This window comes from Erythrobacter sp. SN6-5 (genome assembly GCF_057364945.1).
In genome coordinates, this window is the sequence record NZ_CP200282.1 from 1365743 (window position 1) to 1388038 (window position 22296).

Sequence of the window (22296 nt, forward strand, 5' to 3'; positions counted from 1 at the left end):
ATATGCCTTTTATAGGGTGCACTTTTGCGAAAAACAGGCCCTATGCAAAAACAAGGATTACGCGGGCGATTTTGCTGCTAGAGGCGTGTCACCATGAGCGAGCCTAAAAACGCCACCGATGATCAAGAGCGATTGCTGACCGCTATCAAAGCGGGAGCCGGAGATAACCTGGCCGAACGGGTGACTTCCGCGCGAATGGTCGCGGGCCGAGCCGTTGTTGTGGTCGAAGCGGCGGGGCTTTCTGGCAGCGAGCGCAAAGATGCAGAGCAGCAAATAGACGCTGCCCTCAGCCCTCTGGATGGCGTTAGCGAAGTTCGCGTTGCCCTGATGGGAGAACGGGTGAAGCGCCGGATCATTGCCGTTGGCTCAGGCAAAGGCGGGGTCGGAAAATCGACGCTGACGGCCAATCTTGGCATTGCACTCGCCGTTTTGGGCCATAGGGTTGGCGTGATCGACGCAGATATTTACGGACCTTCTCAGCCCAAATTACTTGGCACCGAAGGCAAGAAACCGGTCGCTGAGAACGAGCAATTGATCCCGCTTGAAAGCCCGCACGGGCTCAAAATGCTCTCAATGGGAAATCTCGCCAAGCCAGCTCAGGCGCTTGCATGGCGCGGCCCGATGGTCGGCAATGCGCTGACGCAATTGGTCGAAGGTGATTGGGGCGACACCGAATTGTTGCTCATCGACTTGCCGCCCGGAACCGGCGATGTGCAACTGTCGATGCTCCAAAAGCATAAGCCCGATGGTGCGGTTTTGGTTTCAACTCCTCAAGATCTTGCGCTGATTGATGCCGCGCGCGCTGGCCAATTGTTTGAAACTGGCAAGGTCCCGATTATCGGTCTGGTTGAGAATATGGCGGGCTATGCCTGCCCACATTGCGGCGAAATGAGCGATCCGTTTGGCAAAGGCGGCTTTGAAACCTTGGCTCAGCGTCTCGACATTCCATTCTTGGGCCGTATTCCGCTCAGCATGGATGTGAGAGTGGCTAAGCGATAAAGGCAGTAATCTGGTCGCGACAGACAGCGACACCGGGGCGGCCTTCCGTTTGATCGCGCAGAAGCTCGCCACCTGGCTAGAGCAAGAGGCGGGCTAGCACGATGGAGCTGACACGCCGCGGATTGCTCACCGGTGCCGCTGCAGGCGGCGGCTTAGTGGTCGCCTGGTGGCTCTATCCGCGTACCTTCCCCAGCCCGCTCATCCCGAGCGAGGGTGAACATGTGTTCGACGCTTGGCTCAAAATCGCGGAGGATGGGGTGGTGACCGTGGCCGTCCCGCAGCTTGAAATGGGGCAAGGGATCACAACACTCTTGCCGCAAATTGTGGCTCAGGAATTGGGCGCAGATTGGCGGCAAATTGCGGTCGAACCGGCCCCGGTCAGCGGCGCCTATGCCAACATTCCGCTGGCGCGCAAATGGTCGGCGCTGTGGGATGGTTGGGGGCAAAGTCTCTCCGAGATGAGCGATGAGTTTTTGGCGGCGAAATTCGCGCGCGATGCCCGTTTTTCAGCGACAGCGGATGGCACCAGCATCGCTGCCTTCGAGGAACCATGCCGATACGCGGCGGCATCCGCGCGGGCCATGCTGGCTCAAGCCGCCGCTGATCGCTGGGGCGCGTCCTGGGAGCAATGCGTGGTCGAAAACGGCTTTGTTCGCTACGGGGAGGAGCGCGTTACCTTTGGAGAGCTTGCCGCCGAAGCCGCAACCAAGGAAGCGCCCGATCCGCCACCCATGCTGACCACGCCCCCTGGCGAGAAGCCAGTCCCGGGCGAGGATGCCACGCCGCTCGCCTTTCCGCGCATTGATATGCCGTCCAAGGTGGACGGAACGCATCAATTTGCCGCTGACGTGCGCTTACCCGGAATGCTCTATGCGGCGATCCGCCATGGTCCGGTCGATGGCGCCACTCTAACCGGCTTTGACAAGCGCCGCAGGCGCGGGATCATCAGCGTGATCGAGGGCAAGCGTTGGCTCGCCGCAGTCGCCAGCAATTGGTGGGCGGCGCAGCGCGGACTGGCCGCGATGAAACCCCAATTCGCAGCGGAGTTTCCCGCCGATAGCGGCGCGATTGCAGCCCGGCTTGAGACAATGGTCACCGGCGGCGATTCCTTTCGCATTGCAACCGAGGGCTTTGGCGAGGAAGGTATCAGCCGGATCGATTTTGCCCGACAATATGAGGTTGAAGCCGCGATCCCCGCGCCGCTGGAGACCGCGAGCGCCACTGCCAGATATGAAGACGGCACGCTGGAGCTGTGGATGGCGACCCAGGCGCCAGAGAGCGCCCGGATTGCAGCGGCTCTCGCGATAGGGATCCAACCTGAGGATGTAGTCCTTTATCCAATGCCAGCAGGCGGCAGTTTTGATCGCCGTCTGGAAAATGATCACGCCATCGAAATTGCTCTCATCGCCCGCGAGCTGGCTGAAAGCCATGGCGCGCCCGTTCAGCTCGTATGGTCGCGGCGCGAGGAAATTTTGCAGTCGCGCCCGCGCACCCCAGCTTCAATGCTGCTCGGCACGCAGCTCTCACCTGATGGATCGGGCCGCATTGATGGCCTGCGCACCCGGATCGCTTGCCCGCCGAGCAATCTGGAATTTGGCAAACGCCTGTTTGAAAACCTCACCCCATCCGCTGCCATGCGAGAGACATCGGGCACAAAAGACGCGCTCGCCTGCGAGGGCGCGATTCCGGCCTATGCCATCCCCAGCGTGATCATCGATCATGTGCCGACCGAGATTGGCCTACCGACCGGGCGGATGCGCGGCAATGCGCATTGCTACACCGCCTTTGCGACCGAGAGCCTGATTGACGAGATCGCGACCGAACATTCGCGCGAGCCGCTGTCCTACCGCATCGCCATGCTGGGTCAGGATGTGAGGCTTGCCGCCTGTCTGCAGCGCGCGGCACAAATGGCGGAATGGGACGGCGGCGCCGATCAAAGCGGTCAGGGCCTTGCCTGCCACCGGATTGGAGATGCGACCACTGGCGGGCGGATCGCCTGCATTGCCACCGCGCGGGCGGGTGAAGGCGGAGTGCGCGTAACGCGGCTAACAGCGGCGGTTGATATCGGGCGGATCATCAACCTCGACATCGCGCGCCAGCAAATCGAGGGCGGGTTGATCTTTGGCATCGGCCTCGCTCTGGGCGCGTCGATCCGATATTCCGAAGGCATGCCAGCGGCACTTGATATGGACGAGCTTGGCCTGCCTGCACTGGCCGATTGCCCCGAGATCGAAGTAGAATTTATCGCCAATGAAGCCGCCCCTGCTGACCCCGGAGAACTAGGAGCAGCGGTAGCCGCTCCGGCGATTGCGAATGCATTGTTTTCCGCCACGGGCTTGAGACTTCGCCGCCTGCCCCTACTTTCAGGCGGCATATGATTGCTCAGCAACGCCTTTTTAGCGCCAAACGCACATGACTTGGCAGCCGCAGTTTCTGCCCAACGACCACCCGCCGGTTTCCAGCGGATCGGTTGGCGTCCTGATGATCAATCTGGGCACGCCAGAGGCCCCTACTCCTGGCGCCGTGAAGGCGTATCTCAAGCAATTCCTCTCAGACCGCCGGGTCATCGAGATTCCGGCCTTGCTATGGCAGCCATTGCTGCGCGGGGTCATTCTCAACACCCGGCCAAAGAAAAGCGCTAAGGCCTATTCCAAGGTTTGGACAGAGCGCGGCTCGCCGCTTGCCGATATCACCGCGCGCCAATCCGAAGCGATTGCCGGGAAAATGGGCGAGATCGTTCATGTCGAATACGCCATGCGGTATGGCTCGCCATCCATTGAAGAGCGCTTGCTCAAACTAACCCAGTCGGGCTGCGACCGGATATTGATCGCGCCGCTCTATCCGCAATATTGCGCTGCGACGACTGCCACTGTGTTTGACGAGGTCGCACGGGTGCTGGGTGAGATGCGCTGGCAACCGGCTTTGCGTTTTTTGCCGCCCTATCATGATGATCCGGCCTACCTTGACGCGCTGACACAAGATCTAACCCGGCAGGTTGAGGCTTTGACATTTAAGCCGGAGGTGCTGCTGCTGTCGTTCCATGGCATGCCATTGCGCACTCTCGAGCTGGGCGATCCCTATCATTGCCATTGCCATAAGAGCGCGCGCCTGCTGCGCGAACGTTTAGAAGTTCTGCCGCAATTTGCTGGCGTGCGGTTTGAGACGAGCTTTCAATCCCGCTTTGGCCCGGCCCAATGGCTTGAGCTGCAGCGACTGACGACACGCTGACCAAAGAGGGCGAGCAGGGCACGAAACGTATCGCTATCGCCGCCCCAGGATTCTCGGCTGATTGTGTCGAGACGCTGGAAGAGCTCGCGCTAGAAGGGGCGGAGATATTCGAAGAAGCTGGCGGGGAAGATTACGCCGTGCTCGATTGCCTGAACACCAGCGCATCCGGCCTTACCCTGCTTGAAAGCATGATGAAGCGCGAACTGGGCGGCTGGATTTAGCGCGCCTTCGCAGATCACGCTGGATTTGATAGCCATCGCTGCTTACAGTGAGGTAAGTTGTAAATCCGAACCTTATCAAGGACGCGCTGATGGCCACGCTCGCCGACACAAACGCCGCCGCTGAAAAAGCGCAAGAGACGCCGCCAACCCATTGGACGGAGGGCAATCCAGAGCCTGAAGATTTGGCGCATATTCCCGGCGATGCTGGGTGGCCCGTGGTGGGCAACACTTTCAAGATGCTGGCCGACCCCCACGCTTTCACCAGCAATATGGTTGAGACCCATGGCCGGGTTTATAAGAACCGCGCCTTTGGCGGCTGGAATGTTGCCTTGGTCGGCGCAGAGGCCAATGAGTTGGTCATGTTTAATAAGGAGAAGATCTTCTCCAGCGAACAGGGCTGGGGCCCGGTGCTCGATCAATTGTTCCCACGCGGGCTTATGCTGCTCGATTTCGATCACCACCGGATCGATCGTCGAGCGCTGTCGATTGCGTTTAAGCCAGGCCCCATGCGTCATTATTCTGGTGCGCTGAACAATGGTATGTCAGCAGAAGTCGCGAGCTGGGCTGGCAAGATGGAGTTTTATCCAGCTATCAAGAAGCTGACGCTTGATCTGGCCGCAGACAGTTTCATCGGGATTGAGTGGGGGCCAGAGGCCGACAGAATCAACGAGGCTTTCGTCGACATGGTGCAGGCTTCGGTCGCACCTGTGCGATCCCCCTGCCCTTCACGAAGATGAAAAGGGGTGTCTATGGGCGCGCATTCCTGGTGGACTATTTCACCAAGGAAACACATCGCCGCCGGGCCGAGGGCGGCGGGCAGGACATGTTCAGCCAGTTCGCCACGGCGACCCGTGAAGATGGATCACTGTTGCCGGTCGATGAAGTGGTCGATCACATGAACTTCTTGATGATGGCCGCGCATGACACGATCACATCAAGCGCAACCTCGCTGGTCTATTTGCTGGCCAAGAACCCGGAATGGCAGGCAAAGCTGCGCGACGAGATCACGGCGGTCACAGGCGGGCCAGATGGCTCGGGCGAGCCGCGACCGCTTGATTACGATGATATGGGCAAGCTTGAGCTGACGGAGATGGCATTCAAGGAATCTTTGCGGATCATGCCGCCAGTTCCATCAATGCCGCGCCGCGCACTGAAGAGCTTTGAATATGACGGCTATCGCATTCCTGCGGGCACGCCGGTGGGTATCAACATCTATTGGACCCATCACAGCACGGATTATTGGGACGATCCCTACACCTTTGATCCGATGCGCTTCACACCCGAACAGGTGAAGGCACGGCACAAATACGCCTGGGTGCCGTTTGGCGGCGGCGCGCACATGTGCCTGGGCCTGCATTTTGCCTACATGCAGGTGAAAGTGCTGATCGCGCAGATATTGCAGCGGTATGAGATCGTGGTTGAGGAAGGCTATGATCCTGACTGGCAGGCCTGGCCAATCCCTCAGCCAAAAGATGGCCTGAAGGTAGAATTTAAGCCTCTTTGATTTGCGCACGCCATCCGGCGTGCGATTTCCTCACTCATGCGATCATAGATCGCATCGCTCCGGGCGGGCAGTCGCCCTTGCGGTTCGCCACGGGCGAACCGTCGATCCTGACCATGAATCTGGAATGTTAAAAATCCCAGGCGATGCCTTCGCGCTCCCAATCGCCATAGCGGGTGGGCGATAATTCGCGTGGCTCGTCCTTCAACGGATCGACCACTTTCGGCTTAGGCACCGGGTCATTGCCCCAATGCGCAGGCTTGGTGAAATTCTTCGCAGCTTCTGATTTCTGTTTTGTCATCGCATATTAGAAATGCGCGAGCTGGCGCTTAGTTTCAAGTGCGGCTATTCGCCTGATCCATGCCAAGTATTTCTGGACTTCCCGCGCGCCGCGCTGCGCTGCAAATGCTCGACGCTGTATTGCGCCGGGGTGAGACTTTGGAGCAGGCCGAGGGCGCGGCCACTCGCAAACTGCACACTGGTGAGGACAAAGCGCTGGCCCGTGCGATTGTCAGCGAGGCTCTGCGCTGGCTTGGCGATTTTGACGCGCTGATCGACAGCGCGACCAAGAAACAGCTGGCTAACGATGTAAAAGTGCGCAGCGTTCTGCGCCTGATGCTGGCTCAGGCTTTACGGCTAAACACGCCGCCCCATGCGGTGATCGCGACGGGTCTGCCGCTGCTATCTGGCGGTCCACGTGCGGCTGGCGCATGGTGTCTTTTCCGCTTTGATTAAACGAGAGCTGACCCTGCCAGATGCGCCAAGCCTGCCTGAGCGAGCGCAGGAGAGGTGGGGCGATAGGGCTGCACAAATTGCGCCTGGATTAGCTGATCCTCCAGAACTTGATCTGCGTTTGAAAGATCCGGCCAGCACGGCCGAACAAGCGGTGGCCATGGGCGGGGTCAGTCTTGCGTCTGGGCATATCCGCTGGCCGCGCGGAACCTCGGTCGAAAAACTGCCCGGCTTTGCCGATGGCAATTGGTGGGTGCAGGATTTGGCCGCGCAATTGCCTGCGCATCTGCTCGGAGATGGCGAAGGTCGTCACGCGCTCGACCTTTGCGCTGCGCCCGGCGGCAAGACCATGCAACTGGCCGCGCAAGGCTGGAAAGTAACGGCGCTCGATATCAGTAAGCGGCGGCTTGGCTTGCTCAAGGAAAATTTGAAACGCACCGGGCTGAAGGCATCCCCCGTCCGCGCCGACGCCGCCAAGTGGGAGCCAAAGCATCACTATGATGCGATCCTACTCGATGCACCGTGCACCGCGACCGGCACCTGCCGCCGCCACCCCGATGTGCTTCATCGTATTGGCGGCGCTCAGATCGAAGAGATGACTAGCCTTCAGATCATGCTGATCGAACGCGCTACCCAATGGCTGAAACCCGGTGGTACGTTGATTTACGCTGTGTGTTCTTTGGAGCCTGAAGAAGGTGAGGCCCAGGCGCGCCGCGTCACCGATGAGCACGGGCTGAAGCAATTGCCAGTGACCGCAGATGAACTGCCCGATGGAATGGAGCCGAGCGAAGAGGGGCACGTCCGCACGCATCCTGGCATGTTGGCCGATAAAGGCGGGGTCGATGGGTTCTTTATCGCCCGGTTCATGAAACCGGAATAATCAAACCTCAATCCATGTCATCTTCAGCACCGCGCAGGACCGGCCAAGTTGGCTGACACGGAGCACAGCAGTTTGGCCTTGTTGCTGCTCAATCGTGATCGAAATCCCTGTGCCCAACTCAATGTAACGGTGCATATCCATCTCACCATGTGCAATCAGTACAGCCGAGCCTTCGCATAGAAGGCTCACCGTCTGCCGGGCCAATTCCGCGAGATGCGGCGCGTTCACATGGTCACCTGATCCGCTGAAGAACGGATGGCCGGGCATCAGGCCATTCTCCCTTGTGACAAGCGCGGTCGCGGCAAGGCCCTCCTGCGATTCCACCAAAGGGCCAATCAATGGCGGCTCGCGCTCCGTCAGGCCCAGTAACTCGCGCGGCGCATAGCCAAACTGCATCGAAGCAGGTGCATCTTGCTTGGCCGAGGCTTTGGAGCCTTCGCGCCATTCCTCAAAGTTGCGGGTTCTGAAGACAACACCCTTGCCGCCCATGCGCGCAATTGGGCGATCCTGCGCATCAAACAACTCGGTTCTAAACGCCAGCTCGCCATCATCCCCGCTGAGGGCAAAGACCCCGCGCGCTGCCTGATCCGCATTAAGATCGTCCAGCGCCCAATCCGTCCAGGTCAGCGCGCTCCATTTGCTGTCATCACGCGTGCCCAGGGCGGCGGTGGCGCCAACACTAGTCCAGAAATTTTGAGTCTGGATTACGAGCGGATGCTGCGCAGGCAGGGCAAGCCAAGGCCATTCGGCCGTATCTTGCGAACATTCAAACGCTACCGAGCCGTCGCTCAGCACCTTGTGATTGGCAGTATATGACCGGGCAAGCTGCATCGATCAGCCGCGCGTTACGCCTTCACCTTGTTTTGAAAGCTTTTGCGCAGCTTCATCAGTTTCGGCGGGATGGTCGCCAGGCAATAAGGGTTTCTTTGGCCTTCACCATCCCAATATTCCTGATGGTAATTCTCCGCTGAATACCATTCGCATGGCCCTTCAATCGTGGTCACAGCTTGACCAGAATTTTCCGTATTCCAGCGCCCAATCGCAGCCTCTGCTTCTTCCCGCTGAGCATCGCTGAGCGGAAAAATCGCGCTGCGGTATTGGGTGCCGACATCATTGCCCTGGCGGTTCAGCTGGGTCGGATCATGGGTGCCCAAAAACACATCATAAATCTCTGGCAGGCTGATTGTCGCTGGATCGAAAGTCACACGGATACCCTCGGCATGACCAGTCGTTCCGCTGCACACTTCTTTGTAGGTCGGGTTGGGATTATCGCCGCCAATGTAGCCGCTTTCCACCTCACTCACGCCGACCACATCGCGAAAGACTGCTTCGGTGCACCAAAAACATCCACCTGCAACAATTGCCTGTTCCATCGATCAAAACTCCTTGTTGGGTGAGGAGATAAGAACACTGAGCCGGTTTGTCATTAGCCCGTTCTGGTCACACGTCGGTCGATGGGCAACTTGTCTTCGCCCGCTCAGCGGCTATTGAAGGGCGCAATCGTTCGATCAAAATGAGGACACCTCCAATGAAGCCCCTATTTTTTGCCCCTTTTGCCGCTCTCGCTGGTCTCGCAGCGCTGTCACCAGTGACACCTGCGATGGCTGAAGATAATGTTGCTGCGCCCAGTCTCGCCGAAGTGCTAGCGCATGAGCGCCGCGATAACGACCGTGCGCGCGATCAATATCGCAATCCGGCCGAAACACTGGCGTTCTTTCAGGTTGAGCCGACCCATACAGTGGTTGAATATGGGCCTGGCGGCGGCTGGTACACCCGAGTGCTCGCCCCTTATTTGATGCCTGCTGGCAAATATATGGCGATCAACCAAGACAGCGATGGCCGCAATTACCGCACACGGGCACAAGAAGCGCGCACCAAGAGCTGGACTGAAAATTTCAAATCAGGCTTGGCTGAGGCGATGGGCATTGAGGCCGATGCTGTCACCGCGTTTGAAACAGATGAAATGCCAGAAGACGTGGCTGGCACGGTCGACCGCGTTTTGATCTTTCGTTCGATGCACGGTCTCGTCAACGGCAACCGCGCAGACGAAGTTCTTGGCGTGATTCGCACGATGTTGGAGGATGATGGAATGGTCGGCGTGGTTCAGCACCGCGCGCCTGAAGGGGCGAATTTTGACGACTATAATCCGGTTCCAGGATATATTCCGACCGAGCGCCTATTGTCGGTCTTTACGGCGGCAGGTTTCGAACTGGTCGCATCGTCTGAAATTAATGCCAACCCGCAAGACCCAGCCAATTGGGAGCGCGGCGTTTGGACGTTGCCTCCGGTCCTCGCCACCGGCGAAGATGATCCCCGCCGCAGCGAGTATCTCAGCATCGGCGAAAGCGACCGTATGACGCTGCTCTTCAAGAAAGCGAACTGAGGCTCACGCCAAGGAGAAAACCCATGATGCGATCTCTGACTTTAGCCGCCGCGGGCGCATTTGCCCTGTCGGCTTGTGCGCCTGATGCGGGTGAGAGCGGCGGCGCTGAAACAGCGGCCCAGGGCAGCGCGCTGGAGACCGTGCTGGCCGCTGATCTGCGCGCGGATGACAAGGCGCGCGATGCCTTTCGCAATCCCTCTGAGACGCTGGCGTTTTTCCAGGTACAACCCGATCACACTGTCATCGAATATGCGCCAGGGGGCGGCTGGTACACGCGTATCCTGGCGCCTTTGATGAGCGATGAGGGCAGCTATATTGCGGTTGGCTTCCCACCAGAGGCGGGCGCCAGCATTGGCGAGGAATTCGTTGCCCGCGTGCGCGAGGGCGGCGAAACTTTCGCGGTGACGCAGTCTGAATCGCTTGGCATTCCGGCGGAGAAATTGCCGTTCTATTTCGGCAATGCGATGCCTGAGGAGCTGAATGGCACGGTCGACCGCGTGCTGATCTTTCGCATGATGCACAACCTCAAACGTTGGGGCATTGATGATAGCGAAATCACTGCCCTCAAAGCGGCTTTGAAGCCCGGCGGCATGCTGGGCGTGGTCCAGCACCGCGCCAAAGCGGATGCGAGCGATGAGTTTGCAGATGGCAATGCAGGTTACCTCAAGCAGGCGGAACTGATCGCCTATTTCGAGGGTCAAGGCTTTGAACTTGTCGATACATCTGAGATCAATGCCAACCCCAATGACACCACCGATCACCCGAACGGCGTGTGGTCCTTGCCGCCCAGCTTTGCTGGCGGTGATGAGGGGCGTGAGGAGCTGACGGCGATTGGTGAGAGCGATCGCATGACGCTGTTGTTCAAGAAGGCTGAATGATCGCTAACAGCGGCGGCAGTAGCAGAACGAGGTAAATCCGCGCGATGACCCAGCTTACCGTCGCCGCCCTTCAGCTTGCCCTTGGACACAAGGACGAAGCTCAGAACATCGCCGCCGTCGGCGCTCTGGTGAAGGAAGCTGCAGCTAAGGGCGCTCAGCTAATTCTGCCGCCCGAACTCTTCTCTGGCCCATACTTTTGCCGTGAGGAAGATGAGGCGCTGTTCGCGCTCGCACGGCCAACGGCAGAGCATCCGAGCGTCATCGCCATGCGTGAGCTAGCGGCGAGCCTCAAAGTCACGATCCCGACCAGCTTCTTTGAGCGTGACGGCCACCATTACTACAATACTCTCGCGGTGATCGACCCCGATGGCGAGATTATGGGGACATATCGCAAGAGCCACATTCCCGACGGCCCAGGCTATGAGGAAAAGTTCTATTTCCGTCCTGGCAATGACGGTTTCAAAGTATGGGATGTGCCGCTGGGCGGCGGAGAAACCGCGCGCATCGGCGTAGGCATCTGTTGGGATCAATGGTATCCAGAGGCCGCCCGCGTGATGGCTCTGAAGGGCGCAGAAGTGCTGCTCTATCCAACGGCAATTGGCTCCGAACCTTACGACGCAGAGCTGGACACCAGCCGCATGTGGCGCCGCGCGATGGTCGGCCATGCCGTTTCCAATTGCATGCCAGTGGTCGCCAGCAACCGTATCGACGTAGAGGGCCCGGCTGAGGCCGTGCAGAATTTCTACGGCCATTCATTCATCAGTGATGAGTGGGGCGATCTGGTGGCGGAATATGGTGCGGAGGAGAGCGGCGTCTTGATCGCAGAGCTCGATCTTGCCCGCGCTGCGAAGCACCGGGCGGGCATGGGCTTTTTAGAGATCGCCGCCCGCAGCTTTATGGCAGAATTGCTGAAGACGTTTGAGGTCGCCGGTTTGAGCGCTCACACTTACCTGATCGCGCTTGGTTCCAATATGCGCGTGCCGGGCATTGGCCCGCCGCGAGAGGTGGTGCGCACAGCATTTTCAGCGCTCGGCGATATTGGCGATATGCTCGCTGTCTCTCCGATCATAGCGAGCGCTCCGATTGGTCCGTCCCAGCGCACTTATGCCAATGCGGCCGCCGTTATCGAATGCGAGCATACACCTCTTGCTCTGCTGGACGCCTTGCAGAATATTGAGCGGGAATTCGGCCGAAACCGACGCGGGCGGCGCTGGCGTGCGCGTTCGCTCGATCTCGACATTATTCTTTGGAGCGGGGGGATATGGGCCAGCGAACGGCTGTCGATCCCGCATCCACGCATGCACGAACGCCGCTTTGTGCTCGGACCCGCCGCGGCAATTGCGCCCACTTGGCGCGATCCCTTAAGCGGACTTTTTATAAGCCAGCTCAATGCACGCTTGACCAGGCAGCGCGCTCTATCTAGGTGAGCGCTCCGGCAGCGCTGCTTGCGGCGCGATTCCATGCCATGTGTGGGTCCTTAGCTCAGTCGGTAGAGCAACTGACTTTTAATCAGTAGGTCGCTGGTTCGAACCCAGCAGGACTCACCACCTTTGCAATAACTTAGGACATTCTGAGTTTCGGTAGTGCTACTCCAGCAATCACGGAGTAAGCACGTGAGCGCTGCTGACTGAACCGAGGGTCCTTCTCAAGAACTTCCTGTCCGCATGCGGTATAGGACCCCACCCTCGGCGGCTCTGGAATTTGCTACCAATGTTGTTAACGGCAACGCATTCCTTGATCACTGCTATAATTACTTGATTGACAAATTAATCAATCGAATACTTGCTACAAAATATTATAAAGCGGTCTCAAGTTTGATGACGTGAAGTTACGATTGAGGAGGCATTCTTGCACGCTTGATGCAGGTCACGCCCCTTCATTTGACAGGGTGCAAGTATGAAAATTGACCGTATCAGAGTTAAGAACTTTCGCCTTCTGTCTGACATAGAATTGGACCTCGAGGACCAGACGACCGTAGTCGTAGGACGAAACAACAGCGGGAAGACTTCACTCTATGAGATTCTCAGGAGATTCTTAGATGATCGAGGTAAGAGTTTCGCGATCGAGGACTTCTCCACCGCATCTTATTCCGACTTTGTTAGCGCGGCTGCGGCCTATGCAGAAGGAAGGCCTGAAGAGGAAGTCAGAGAGCTTCTTCCGGCAATCGAACTAAGACTCTTTTTTAAATATGATCCAACGGTTCCAGACTATGGTGCTTTGTCTCCATTTATAGTCGACTTGGATCCTGCCGCTGATGTGGCGGTATGTGTTTTGCGATTCTCGCTCAAGGATGGGCGAATAGTGGATCTCTTCGCTGACGCTCCTGGTCAACTTGATGTTCTGGAGAACCAAAGGAAGCTCCTGCAACTGATTCGAGATCGACTAAAGGCAAATTTTGGAGTTGAAATGTGGGCTGAGGATCCGAATGATTCTACCAACCGCGGCACGATCTCCCCGTCGAACCTATCTTCGCTGCTCAACACAGGCTTTATCAACGCGCAGCGCGGACTTGACGACGAGTCTCAAGGTGAAGCTGACATCTTAGGGCGAGTCTTGGAACAACTGTTCTTGGCCGCACGAGAACCGAATGCAGATCCAAATGATCGACAACTGGCTGAGTCTCTCGAAGGAGCCATTGAAGATGTCCAAGCAACGTTAGAGGAGAACGTCAGGGGAGAACTCGACAAGCTCCTACCGCAACTAAGCACGTTTGGTTTCGGTGCTTTGAATGACACCGAGTTGCTAACAGAGATCACTCTTGAGGTGGCCCGCCTAATCTCAAACTTCACGACAGTCAGATACAAAGGCCACTCCGGAATTGCGCTCCCGGAGTCATACAACGGCCTAGGCGTGCGCAACCTGATCCTGATTCTCATGCGGATCGTTAGTTTCTTCAAACGTTACCGTTCCGCAGATGAAACTCCGGGCATGCAGGTGATCTTTATTGAGGAACCGGAAGCGCATCTTCATCCTCAAATGCAGGAAGTCTTCATTCGCCAACTGGAGGCACTGGTTACCAACCTAGTCGAAGCCGACGCGACCGCGGAGTCGTGGCCCGTACAATTCGTTGTTTCGACTCACTCGTCTCACATTGCCAATGAGGCGGGTTTTGAGTGCATTCGTTATTTCCTTTGCGCTCAATCCTCAGGCATTGACGGAATTCGGACGGCCACGGTGAAAGATCTTCGCCAAGGACTGAAAGATATCGATCCTGGGGTCAGAGATTTCCTACACAAATACATAACGCTAACTCGTTGCGATCTCTTTTTTGCCGACAAGGCAATTCTTGTCGAGGGAATGAGTGAAAGGCTTATGGTCCCGGTTATGCTTGGCAAACTCGCCCCTCTTGATGATGGCAAACCAGAAGCGACGGCTCAGTACATCACCCTTATCGAAGTTGGCGGAGCATACGCGCACCATTTCTTCGAGTTCCTTCAATTCCTCGAGCTTAAGACCTTGATCGTCACCGACGTCGATGCGGTCGGACAAGACGATGGGGCGGGACAATGGAAGGGGAAAGTGGTCTCTGAAGGGGGCAGAACGAGCAACGTCACGCTCCGCAACTGGTTCGGCGAGGACCCATGCGAGTTGGCAAGCCTCCATTCCAAGAGCGAAGTTGACAAAACTGATGGCAAGCTTCGTATTGCCTATCAAACAATCGAACATCACTCGGGTGCATGCGGGCGGACGTTTGAAGACGCGTTTGTTCTAAAGAACTACGAAAAATTTGAACTCGTTGAGGACAACGCCATCGACGCTGAAAAAGAAGCGCAACGCCTCGCCGGACAAGAGAAAAAATCCGCGTTTGCGTTACACTATGCCGTTTATGACAATGAGTGGGAGACGCCTAAGTACATTGAAGATGGTCTAGTTTGGCTGAGGACAGACGTCACGGGCGGCGATGGGGCTGCTGTTGGTGCTAGCGATGGTTGACCAGGATCTATCTCCCGCTGAAAAAGCGAGTCGAGAGGCATTGACGAAAGTGATCAATCAATTGGAGGCGCGTCACTCCTTTAGATTGGAAGCCGGAGCGGGTGCTGGAAAGACATATTCATTGGTCAGAGCATTACGTTGGCTAATAGATCAGCGCCAAGGCGAGTTTGCCAAAAAACAACAGCGTGTCGCATGTATCACCTACACGAACGCCGCAAAGGACGAGATCGAAGAACGGATCGATAATCATCCTCTAATCGAAGTCGCAACAATCCACTCATTCTGCTGGCACCTTATAAGCCCGTTCCAAAGACAACTGTTGGAAGAAGTGACTAAGCTTCAGGCCTGGGTACCGAAACTCGAGGAGGTCGGTGAGATCGACGATCGACGGATCGAATACAATCTTGGGTTTCGCTTCGTTACAGATGACGTTGTTTCGCTTCATCACGATGATGTGATACCGCTCACTGTTGAAATGATGCAGCATGCGAAGTTTCGCACAATCATGACCGCAAAGTTCCCTGTGATCCTCATCGACGAATATCAGGACACAGACATTCAATGGGCAAACGCAATAGTCGAGCATTTCATTGAAGGGGAAACTGGGCCTCAGTTTGGTTTCTTTGGTGACCATTGGCAGAAGATCTATGGACCTGGATGCGGAAAAATTGATCACCCCAACATCGCCACCATCGGAAAAGAAGCAAATTTTCGATCCACGAGCACGATCGTTGCCAAGCTCAATCAGATGCGGCCAGAACTACCGCAATTTCCAGAGGATCCCGATAGCATTGGGTCGATCAAAGCCTTTCACACGAATGGTTGGACAGGCGAACGGAGAGGGGGGCAAGGCGGAGGACATTGGAAAGGGGATTTGCCAGCCACCGCGGCTCGAGTGGCCTACGAACTGGTTCTCGAAAATCTGACAGATCAAGGGTGGGATTTGAACGACTCGTCTTCAAGAATATTGATGCTCACCCACAAGGGACTAGCGACGGAGCAAGGCTATCTAGGAATAGCCTCCAACTTCACGTTCAACGATGACTTTCTCCTTCCCGATCAACCGCACCTCAAGTTTCTTACACGCACAATAGAACCTGCTCGAATCGCATTCTCAGAGAAAAGATATGGGGGGATGATGGACGCCCTTTCGTCCAAACTTCCAAGCATAAAGGGCGCTGGCGATAAGGTGCGCTGGTCCGAGCATATGGAGCAATTGAATGAGTTGATGACAAATGCATCGATAGGGGAGGTCTTGAGTTTCATAAATGACGCGGAAGTCATTCCACTTCCTGATGACGTGCTGAAGCTTGATCAAATGCTTTTGGAACAGGCTGAAGTTGACGATCCTGATCGGAGAATTGGCGAGCTAAAGTCCTTGAGGATGCTTCCATACTCCGAGGTGGCTGGCCTAACCCGCTATCTGTCTGGACATTCTCCTTTCGAAACTAAGCATGGCGTAAAAGGGCTTGAGTTTGACGACGTTCTGGTGGTCGTTGGCAGGGGCTGGAATAAGTACAACTTTGGGCAGATGCTAGAATGGACCCAAACGGGAGTGCCGGTTGGCAAGCAGGAGGCATATGAGCGGAACCGGAACCTATTTTATGTCTGTTGTTCCAGAGCAAAGAAGCGACTTGCACTCCTGTTTACTCAAGAGTTATCCGCTGACGCCCTCGCGACTCTCGCAAATTGGTTCGGTGATGAGAACATTGATCAACTACATCTTTGAGTCTTTCAGATAGGATGTAGTCTAGCCATTGGCCGCGCGCGCTCAAAGATGAAGCTATGCCGCTTGTCAGACTTCATCTAGACCGCAATCGGTTGACTTTCTGCATTCGCTACGCGAACAGCCCCTATGATTTTGACAAAGCCTCACAGCCCGACAAGCTTTACAATCGCGATTTACTCGCGAGAGTTGCTGTGCGCGCAATTGCCCCGCCAGAACAATTTGGGAGTGGTGGGCGAAGTCTGATCTTTTCTTGGAATTGATGAGTGATTTTCGCCCTTTCGGATACGACAATCCGGAAGGGTTTTTTATTGGGTTTTTTTGGTGACATGCTGCTGACGATTTCAACGACGCACAAACCGGCATCTGATCTGGGCTTCCTACTGATGAAGAACCCTGACAACTTGCATGAGGTTGATCTCTCTTTTGGGAAGGGAACGGTGTTCTTTCCCGAAGCATCCGACGACGCGTGCACGGTAGCCCTGTCACTCGACATTGATCCGGTGCAACTGGTTCGCGGGAAGGGGCGGCACCGCGGCGCTGAAGATCAGTATGTGAATGACCGGCCTTATGCCGCATCGTCCTTGCTTTCTGTCGCGCTTTCCCGAGCGTTTGGGACGGCGCTCAGCGGCAGATCGAAGCATAGGCAGGAACTGGCTGAGACTTCCATCCCACTCAAGGCGACGATTGCTCCGTTACCTGTGCGCGGCGACAGGCAAATTGTCGAACAGCTTTTCGAGCCACTGGGCTATTCGGTTGCGGTAGAACCGTTTGAGCTTGACCCTCAGCATCCTGAGTGGGGAACCAGTCCATATGTGAAGCTTACTATCAGCGGCAGTCATAAGATCGGTGATCTGCTCAGCCACCTCTACGTCCTTATCCCAGTCCTTGATGCCAACAAGCACTATTACATGGGCGATGACGAAGTGGAGAAGCTGCTGCGTAAGGGCGAAGGCTGGCTCGAAGGACATCCGCACAAAGATCTTATCGCACAGCGCTACCTGCGCTTTCGGTCGCTCTCGCGTGCCGCTCTCAGGCGGCTCGACGAGAGTGTTGAGCCGGAACCTGCCGAAGCAATGGCGAAGAAGGATCAAGCTGAAGACGCTATAGAGAAACCAATTCGGCTGAACGAGCAGCGTATACTTTCGATCATGGCTGAACTCGATAGGTCTGGCGCTTCGTCTGTGCTCGACCTTGGGTGCGGCGAAGGTAAGTTGCTCAAGCGGCTGGTTCAGAAGTCTCAGTTCCGCAAAATCCTGGGCTTAGAGGTCGCACCACAAGTTCTCGGCATTGCTGCGGAGAAGCTGAAGCTAGAGCGAATGGGCGATCATCAGCGCGAGCGCATTGAGCTAGTGCAAGGGTCTCTGGTTTACCGTGACGACCGCCTGAAGGGTTTTGATGCCGCGACCGTCGTCGAGGTGATTGAGCATATGGATGCCGAGAGGCTTCCCGCCTTTGCCGATGCGCTCTTCGGTTATGCAAAACCTGGCACCGTGTTGATGAGCACACCCAACAGCGAATACAATGTGCTCTTCGAGGGCATGGAACCTGGCGCGCTACGTCACCCCGACCATCGGTTTGAGTGGACGCGCTCAGAGTTTGAGGATTGGTCGAAGGCTCAGGCGGAGAAGTTCGGCTATGACGTGTCTTTCACTGCCGTCGGCGAAGTCCACGAAGACCACGGCGCGCCGACCCAGATGGCTGTCTTCCGTCGAAGTGATGGAGGCTCGAAATGATGGAGTTTCAGTCTTCGATCTCACCGGAAATCCGCTCCCAAATCATGTCTCAGCTTAGTGACGTTGAGCAGGCAGAAGGCGTGCGCATCCTTTTCGCGATCGAAAGCGGAAGCAGGGCTTGGGGTTTTCCCTCCCCGGACAGCGACTATGATGTTCGCTTCGTCTATGCGCGTCCGGCCGACTGGTATCTGTCCATTCACCCTGGGCGGGACGTCATTGAACGACCCATTGAAGACGATTGGGACGTCAACGGCTGGGATGTCCGCAAGGCGCTCGGGCTTTTGCTCAAGCCAAACCCTGTCCTGCTAGAATGGCTATCCAGTCCGGTCAGATACCTCTGGCATGACGAGTTGTGTGAGAAGCTCATCCACTTCAGCCAACAGGTTGCGCATGGGTTAGCTTGCCTGAATCACTATCGTCGTCTCGGCGAGCGGCAGTGGAACACCTACATCGATGGACGGGATGAGATCAGTCTCAAGAAGTATCTCTATGTCGTGAGGCCTGCGATGGCGATCCGCTGGACCCGGACGCACCCAGAGGTCATTCCTCCGATGAACTTTCAGGCATTGCTCGATGGCTGTGATCTGGATGAGCAAACAACGGAACGGCTGGCCAGCATTCTCGAGGCCAAAAGCAAAGCGAAAGAGCTAGGCACTGGATCGCGAGAACCACTGATCGACGCGCTTGTCCAAACCGAATTTGAGCACGCCCGGAACGCTGCATCAGACATTGAAAAGAGCAGGGTTGATTTGCGCCCGGAAGCGGATCGGCTCTTCAGAGAAATTATCAAAGACACGAACCATGACTGAGACCAAAGAGATTTCCATTCCCGAGTTCGCGCTGGTCCTGCTGATCGGTGCATCAGGCACGGGCAAGTCAACATTTGCGGCAAAGCACTTCTTACCGACCGAGGTTGTGTCTTCAGACAAAGCACGCGGCTGGGTTGGCGATGATGAGACCGATCAATCCGTAACCGGTGATGCCTTCGACATCGTCAAGGCGATCATCGAAAAGCGGCTAAAAAACCGGAAGCTGACAGTGGTCGATGCGACCAACGTCCAGCCGGCTGCGCGAAAGTCTATGGTGGCGCTTGCACGAAAGTGGCACGCTCTTCCTGTTGGAATCGTGTTCAGGCTACCAGAAAGCCTCGCGATTGAGCGCAACAAGCAACGGCCAGATCGGCAGTTTGGGCCGGGTCCTGTTAAACGGCAGATGATCGATCTCAAGCGCTCGTTCCGCAACATGAAGCGCGAGGGTATCCGCGCGACGCATGTCTTGAACTCGGTCGAAGAAATTGACGCCGTGAAGATCTCGCGCGCCAAGCTTTGGAATGACAGGCGCGAAGAGGTTGGCCCGTTCGACATCATCGGCGATGTTCATGGCTGCGCTGACGAGCTTGAGACCCTGCTGGTAAAACTGGGCTACTCAGTTTCATGGAAAGACGGCGAACCCGAGGTGCAAGCGCCTGCAGGACGCAAGGCTGTGTTCGTAGGCGACCTGGTGGATCGCGGCCCCCGCTCGCCCGACGTGCTGCGGATCGCCAAGCATATGGTCGGTAGCGACATCGCCTTGGCGGTCGTTGGCAACCACGATGATAAGCTTAAGCGCTTCCTCGATGGGCGTAAGGTCAAGCTCACCCATGGCCTTGCCGAAACGGCCGATCAGCTTGAATCCGAAAGCGATGAATTCAAACAAGGTATGCGTGAATGGCTCGATGGCCTGATCAGCCACTACGTTCTCGATAGCGGCAACCTCGTTGTCGCTCACGCTGGTCTGAAGGAAGAAATGCAGGGCCGTGCGTCGGGGGCGATCCGCAGTTTCTGCATGTATGGCGAAACAACGGGAGAGACCGATGAATATGGTCTTCCTGTGCGCTATAACTGGGCGGCTGAGTATTCAGGCAAAGCCAAAGTCGTTTACGGTCACACGCCAGTCCCTGAAGCTCATTGGACTAATGGTACGATCTGCATCGACACGGGCTGCGTTTTCGGCGGCAAGCTGACTGCGCTGCAATACCCTGAGATGGAACTTGTCGAAGTTCCGGCAGAGAAGACCTATTACGAGCCTATCAAACCGCTGGACGCAGAGGTCATTGGCAACGATCAGGATGCTGGCAAGCTCAACATCTCGCATGTTCTTGGCAAGCAGGCGATTGAGACCCGCGACATGGGCATCGTCATGGTGCGCGAAGACGAAAGCGCCGCGGCGTTGGAAGTGATGAGCCGTTTTGCGGCTGATCCGCGTTGGCTCGTCCATTTGCCTCCGACCATGTCACCGCCTGAGACCAGTGAGAAAGACGGCTGGCTTGAGCGACCCGAAGAAGCCTTTGCTTATTTCAAAGGCCAGGGTGTCGAGACCGTTGTAGCCGAGAAGAAGCATATGGGGTCGCGCGCACTCGTGACGATCGCTCGCGATGAAGAGGTGGCGGCAAAACGCTTTGACGTGACCGATGGCTCAACTGGCATTGTTGTCAGTCGCACCGGACGGCGCTTCTTCCCCAATACGCAGCACGAGAGGGCTGTAGTGGAACGCTTGCACGCAGCCATGCAGGCATGCGGGATGTGGGATGAACTCGATGCGGACTGGGCGCTCTGGGACGCGGAGATCATGCCGTGGAACCTGAAAGCGAGCGGTCTCATCAGCCAACAATACGCGCCCGTTGGGGCTGCGTCTGTCGCAGGTCTCGGCGAAACGGTGCAGCTATTCGAGGCTGCCAAAGCACGGGGCCTGCCAGTTGATGACTTGCTGGCTCAATCCGCGACCCGGCAAGCCAATGCGCACGCCTATCGCACGGCCTACAACCACTATGTCGGTGCAACAGAGAGCTTCGATGACATCGAAATCGCTCCGTTCCATCTGCTCGCGTCTGGCAATGCTGTGCACTCAGACAAGGATCATGTCTGGCACATGAGCCATGCTCATCGTCTTGCTGGGGCCGATCCAAGCCTGTTCACGGCTACGCCTTATCACGTGATCGACTTGAGCGATGAAGCTCAGGTCGAGAAGGCGATCGGTTGGTGGGAGGAGATTACCGCCAGTGGTGGCGAAGGCATGGTAGTCAAGCCGCTGCAGTTCTCAGTCCGGGGCAAGAGAGGTCTAGTCCAGCTGACGATCAAGGTGCGGGGCAAGGAGTATCTGCGGATCATCTATGGTCCTGACTACGACATGCCTAAGCAAACCTTAAGCGACTTAAGCGTCGCGGGCTTGGTCAGAAACGCCGGATGGCGCTGCGTGAATTCGCACTTGGCATGGAAGGTCTCCATCGATTTGTCGAGAACGCACCGTTCAGCCACGTTCATCAATGTGCTTTTGGTGTGTTGGCTATGGAGAGCGAACCGGTTGATCCAAGGCTTTGATAAGTGGAGACCGTTACGGCCACCTAACACTTCACTCCCTGCATACCGCGTTCTTCGCGTTGTCGTTAGGCGCATTTGCTAAGCGGTTGTCACCTCAGGCAGCAAGGGTATTTCCTCTGTTGTGGCAAGTCTTCTGGGTCTGTTCCATCCACTGCACCAGATGCGACTAGGTCTCTCAAGGACGTTGAATTCGCAGCCATCCTTGCTTGGCTCATTAATGACGCATCGCCTCCGGGCGGGAACTCACCGCCATCAGTCTCAAAGGCGCAAAGCTGGCTGGCTCTAATCACGGCACCGTACCTGTTCTGCGCCTCGTACTCGATACTCACGAACAGGAGACCGGGGTCCTCGTTGGCCAACAGAGGAGGGTTTACTGTGATCTCATCAAGTTCCTGAGCCGATATAGACTCATGCTTGGTCACAACCTCGACACGATCATAGCTTGCTGGTGACCGCAGAGTTTCGTTCAAGAAATGCTCGCAGGCCTGAACTTCAGGTGCATCAAGAGCATTGGTAAATTGATTACAGCCTACGAGCAAAATCGCAGGCCCCAATAACAATGGACGCATATAATACCTCTCATGCTCAGCCCGGCTGGAGCCGGGCGGTTCAAAACGCACGAGCACGAGGCAGTACGCCTCCCTTATTCGCCGTGAGGCTATTTTATTGGGACCTATATACTTGTGTGACCCATTGACTTGGGTCAAATAAACGCCTATAAAC

13 protein-coding genes, 1 tRNA gene and 4 pseudogenes are annotated in these 22296 nt (G+C 56.5%); 15 read left to right on the plus strand and 3 right to left on the minus strand.

Annotated elements, in window-relative coordinates:
* The first annotated feature begins 93 nt into the window (after positions 1-93).
* The 4 genes and pseudogenes from AC0V6Z_RS06860 to AC0V6Z_RS06875 all read left to right on the plus strand — a co-directional run bounded on the left by AC0V6Z_RS06860 (position 94) and on the right by AC0V6Z_RS06875 (position 5952).
* Positions 94-999, plus strand: a complete 906-nt coding sequence (locus tag AC0V6Z_RS06860) for an Mrp/NBP35 family ATP-binding protein (RefSeq protein WP_472640600.1) — start codon at positions 94-96, stop codon at positions 997-999.
* A gap of 101 nt (positions 1000-1100) precedes the next feature.
* Positions 1101-3377 carry a molybdopterin cofactor-binding domain-containing protein gene (locus AC0V6Z_RS06865; RefSeq protein WP_472640601.1) on the plus strand — a complete coding sequence of 759 codons (2277 nt, stop codon included), beginning with the start codon at positions 1101-1103 and terminating at the stop codon, positions 3375-3377.
* 34 nt (positions 3378-3411) lie between these two features.
* Positions 3412-4448 (plus strand): annotated as a pseudogene (hemH, locus tag AC0V6Z_RS06870) (ferrochelatase).
* Positions 4449-4537: 89 nt separating this feature from the next.
* A pseudogene (locus AC0V6Z_RS06875) lies at positions 4538-5952 on the plus strand (cytochrome P450).
* A gap of 127 nt (positions 5953-6079) precedes the next feature.
* Here AC0V6Z_RS06875 and AC0V6Z_RS06880 read toward each other — a convergent pair.
* Positions 6080-6250, minus strand: coding sequence for a DUF1674 domain-containing protein (locus AC0V6Z_RS06880; RefSeq protein WP_472640602.1), 171 nt, complete (start codon positions 6248-6250; stop codon positions 6080-6082).
* 59 nt (positions 6251-6309) lie between these two features.
* Here AC0V6Z_RS06880 and AC0V6Z_RS06885 point away from each other — a divergent pair.
* Positions 6310-7561, plus strand: a pseudogene (locus AC0V6Z_RS06885) (RsmB/NOP family class I SAM-dependent RNA methyltransferase).
* Here AC0V6Z_RS06885 and AC0V6Z_RS06890 read toward each other — a convergent pair.
* The gene (locus tag AC0V6Z_RS06890; protein WP_472640603.1) at positions 7562-8392 is read right to left on the minus strand and encodes a hypothetical protein; all 831 of its coding nucleotides are present in this window, start codon (positions 8390-8392) and stop codon (positions 7562-7564) included.
* 14 nt (positions 8393-8406) lie between these two features.
* Positions 8407-8934, minus strand: a complete 528-nt coding sequence (gene msrA, locus AC0V6Z_RS06895) for a peptide-methionine (S)-S-oxide reductase MsrA (RefSeq protein WP_472640604.1) — start codon at positions 8932-8934, stop codon at positions 8407-8409.
* Between the two features lie 155 nt (positions 8935-9089).
* On the opposite strand from msrA, the gene AC0V6Z_RS06900 reads away from it, so the two are divergent.
* The 10 genes and pseudogenes from AC0V6Z_RS06900 (at position 9090) to AC0V6Z_RS06945 (ending at position 21655) form a co-directional block, all read left to right on the plus strand.
* Complete coding sequence (locus AC0V6Z_RS06900; RefSeq protein ID WP_472640605.1) at positions 9090-9944, plus strand: class I SAM-dependent methyltransferase; 855 nt, start codon at positions 9090-9092, stop codon at positions 9942-9944.
* Positions 9945-9967: 23 nt separating this feature from the next.
* Positions 9968-10822: a class I SAM-dependent methyltransferase gene (locus AC0V6Z_RS06905; protein ID WP_472640606.1), complete on the plus strand. Its 855-nt coding sequence runs from the start codon at positions 9968-9970 to the stop codon at positions 10820-10822.
* Positions 10823-10866: 44 nt separating this feature from the next.
* Positions 10867-11744: pseudogene (gene aguB / locus AC0V6Z_RS06910) on the plus strand (N-carbamoylputrescine amidase).
* Between the two features lie 49 nt (positions 11745-11793).
* Entirely contained in the window at positions 11794-12249 is a 456-nt protein-coding gene (folK, locus tag AC0V6Z_RS06915) for a 2-amino-4-hydroxy-6-hydroxymethyldihydropteridine diphosphokinase (RefSeq protein ID WP_472640867.1), read from the plus strand.
* A 44-nt stretch (positions 12250-12293) separates the two neighbouring features.
* Positions 12294-12369 (plus strand) — tRNA-Lys (locus AC0V6Z_RS06920).
* A gap of 349 nt (positions 12370-12718) precedes the next feature.
* Complete coding sequence (locus AC0V6Z_RS06925) at positions 12719-14755, plus strand: ATP-dependent nuclease (RefSeq protein ID WP_472640607.1); 2037 nt, start codon at positions 12719-12721, stop codon at positions 14753-14755.
* Positions 14748-16484: a UvrD-helicase domain-containing protein gene (locus AC0V6Z_RS06930; protein ID WP_486176455.1), complete on the plus strand. Its 1737-nt coding sequence runs from the start codon at positions 14748-14750 to the stop codon at positions 16482-16484. The genes AC0V6Z_RS06925 and AC0V6Z_RS06930 overlap by 8 nt, the downstream gene beginning before the upstream one ends.
* A 308-nt stretch (positions 16485-16792) precedes the next feature.
* Complete coding sequence (locus AC0V6Z_RS06935; RefSeq protein WP_472640609.1) at positions 16793-18217, plus strand: 3' terminal RNA ribose 2'-O-methyltransferase Hen1; 1425 nt, start codon at positions 16793-16795, stop codon at positions 18215-18217.
* Positions 18214-19026, plus strand: coding sequence for a nucleotidyltransferase domain-containing protein (locus AC0V6Z_RS06940; protein WP_472640610.1), 813 nt, complete (start codon positions 18214-18216; stop codon positions 19024-19026). The genes AC0V6Z_RS06935 and AC0V6Z_RS06940 overlap by 4 nt, the downstream gene beginning before the upstream one ends.
* Positions 19019-21655 (plus strand): polynucleotide kinase-phosphatase, encoded by a 2637-nt coding sequence (locus tag AC0V6Z_RS06945; protein ID WP_472640611.1) that lies wholly within the window; start codon positions 19019-19021, stop codon positions 21653-21655. Before AC0V6Z_RS06940 ends, AC0V6Z_RS06945 begins: the two co-directional genes overlap by 8 nt.
* Positions 21656-22296: the final 641 nt, after the last annotated feature.

What these genes read in the sequence shown, in the direction of transcription:
- AC0V6Z_RS06940 (WP_472640610.1), top strand. Translation starts at nt 18,214, where the DNA reads ATGATGGAGTTTCAGTCTTCGATCTCACCGGAAATCCGCTCCCAAATC.
- folK (WP_472640867.1), top strand. Translation starts at nt 11,794, where the DNA reads ATGCGCGTGCCGGGCATTGGCCCGCCGCGAGAGGTGGTGCGCACAGCA.
- AC0V6Z_RS06900 (WP_472640605.1), top strand. Translation starts at nt 9,090, where the DNA reads ATGAAGCCCCTATTTTTTGCCCCTTTTGCCGCTCTCGCTGGTCTCGCA.
- AC0V6Z_RS06880 (WP_472640602.1), bottom strand. Translation starts at nt 6,250, where the DNA reads ATGACAAAACAGAAATCAGAAGCTGCGAAGAATTTCACCAAGCCTGCG.
- AC0V6Z_RS06865 (WP_472640601.1), top strand. Translation starts at nt 1,101, where the DNA reads ATGGAGCTGACACGCCGCGGATTGCTCACCGGTGCCGCTGCAGGCGGC.
- msrA (WP_472640604.1), bottom strand. Translation starts at nt 8,934, where the DNA reads ATGGAACAGGCAATTGTTGCAGGTGGATGTTTTTGGTGCACCGAAGCA.
- AC0V6Z_RS06860 (WP_472640600.1), top strand. Translation starts at nt 94, where the DNA reads ATGAGCGAGCCTAAAAACGCCACCGATGATCAAGAGCGATTGCTGACC.
- AC0V6Z_RS06945 (WP_472640611.1), top strand. Translation starts at nt 19,019, where the DNA reads ATGACTGAGACCAAAGAGATTTCCATTCCCGAGTTCGCGCTGGTCCTG.
- AC0V6Z_RS06890 (WP_472640603.1), bottom strand. Translation starts at nt 8,392, where the DNA reads ATGCAGCTTGCCCGGTCATATACTGCCAATCACAAGGTGCTGAGCGAC.
- AC0V6Z_RS06930 (WP_486176455.1), top strand. Translation starts at nt 14,748, where the DNA reads ATGGTTGACCAGGATCTATCTCCCGCTGAAAAAGCGAGTCGAGAGGCA.
- AC0V6Z_RS06905 (WP_472640606.1), top strand. Translation starts at nt 9,968, where the DNA reads ATGATGCGATCTCTGACTTTAGCCGCCGCGGGCGCATTTGCCCTGTCG.
- AC0V6Z_RS06925 (WP_472640607.1), top strand. Translation starts at nt 12,719, where the DNA reads ATGAAAATTGACCGTATCAGAGTTAAGAACTTTCGCCTTCTGTCTGAC.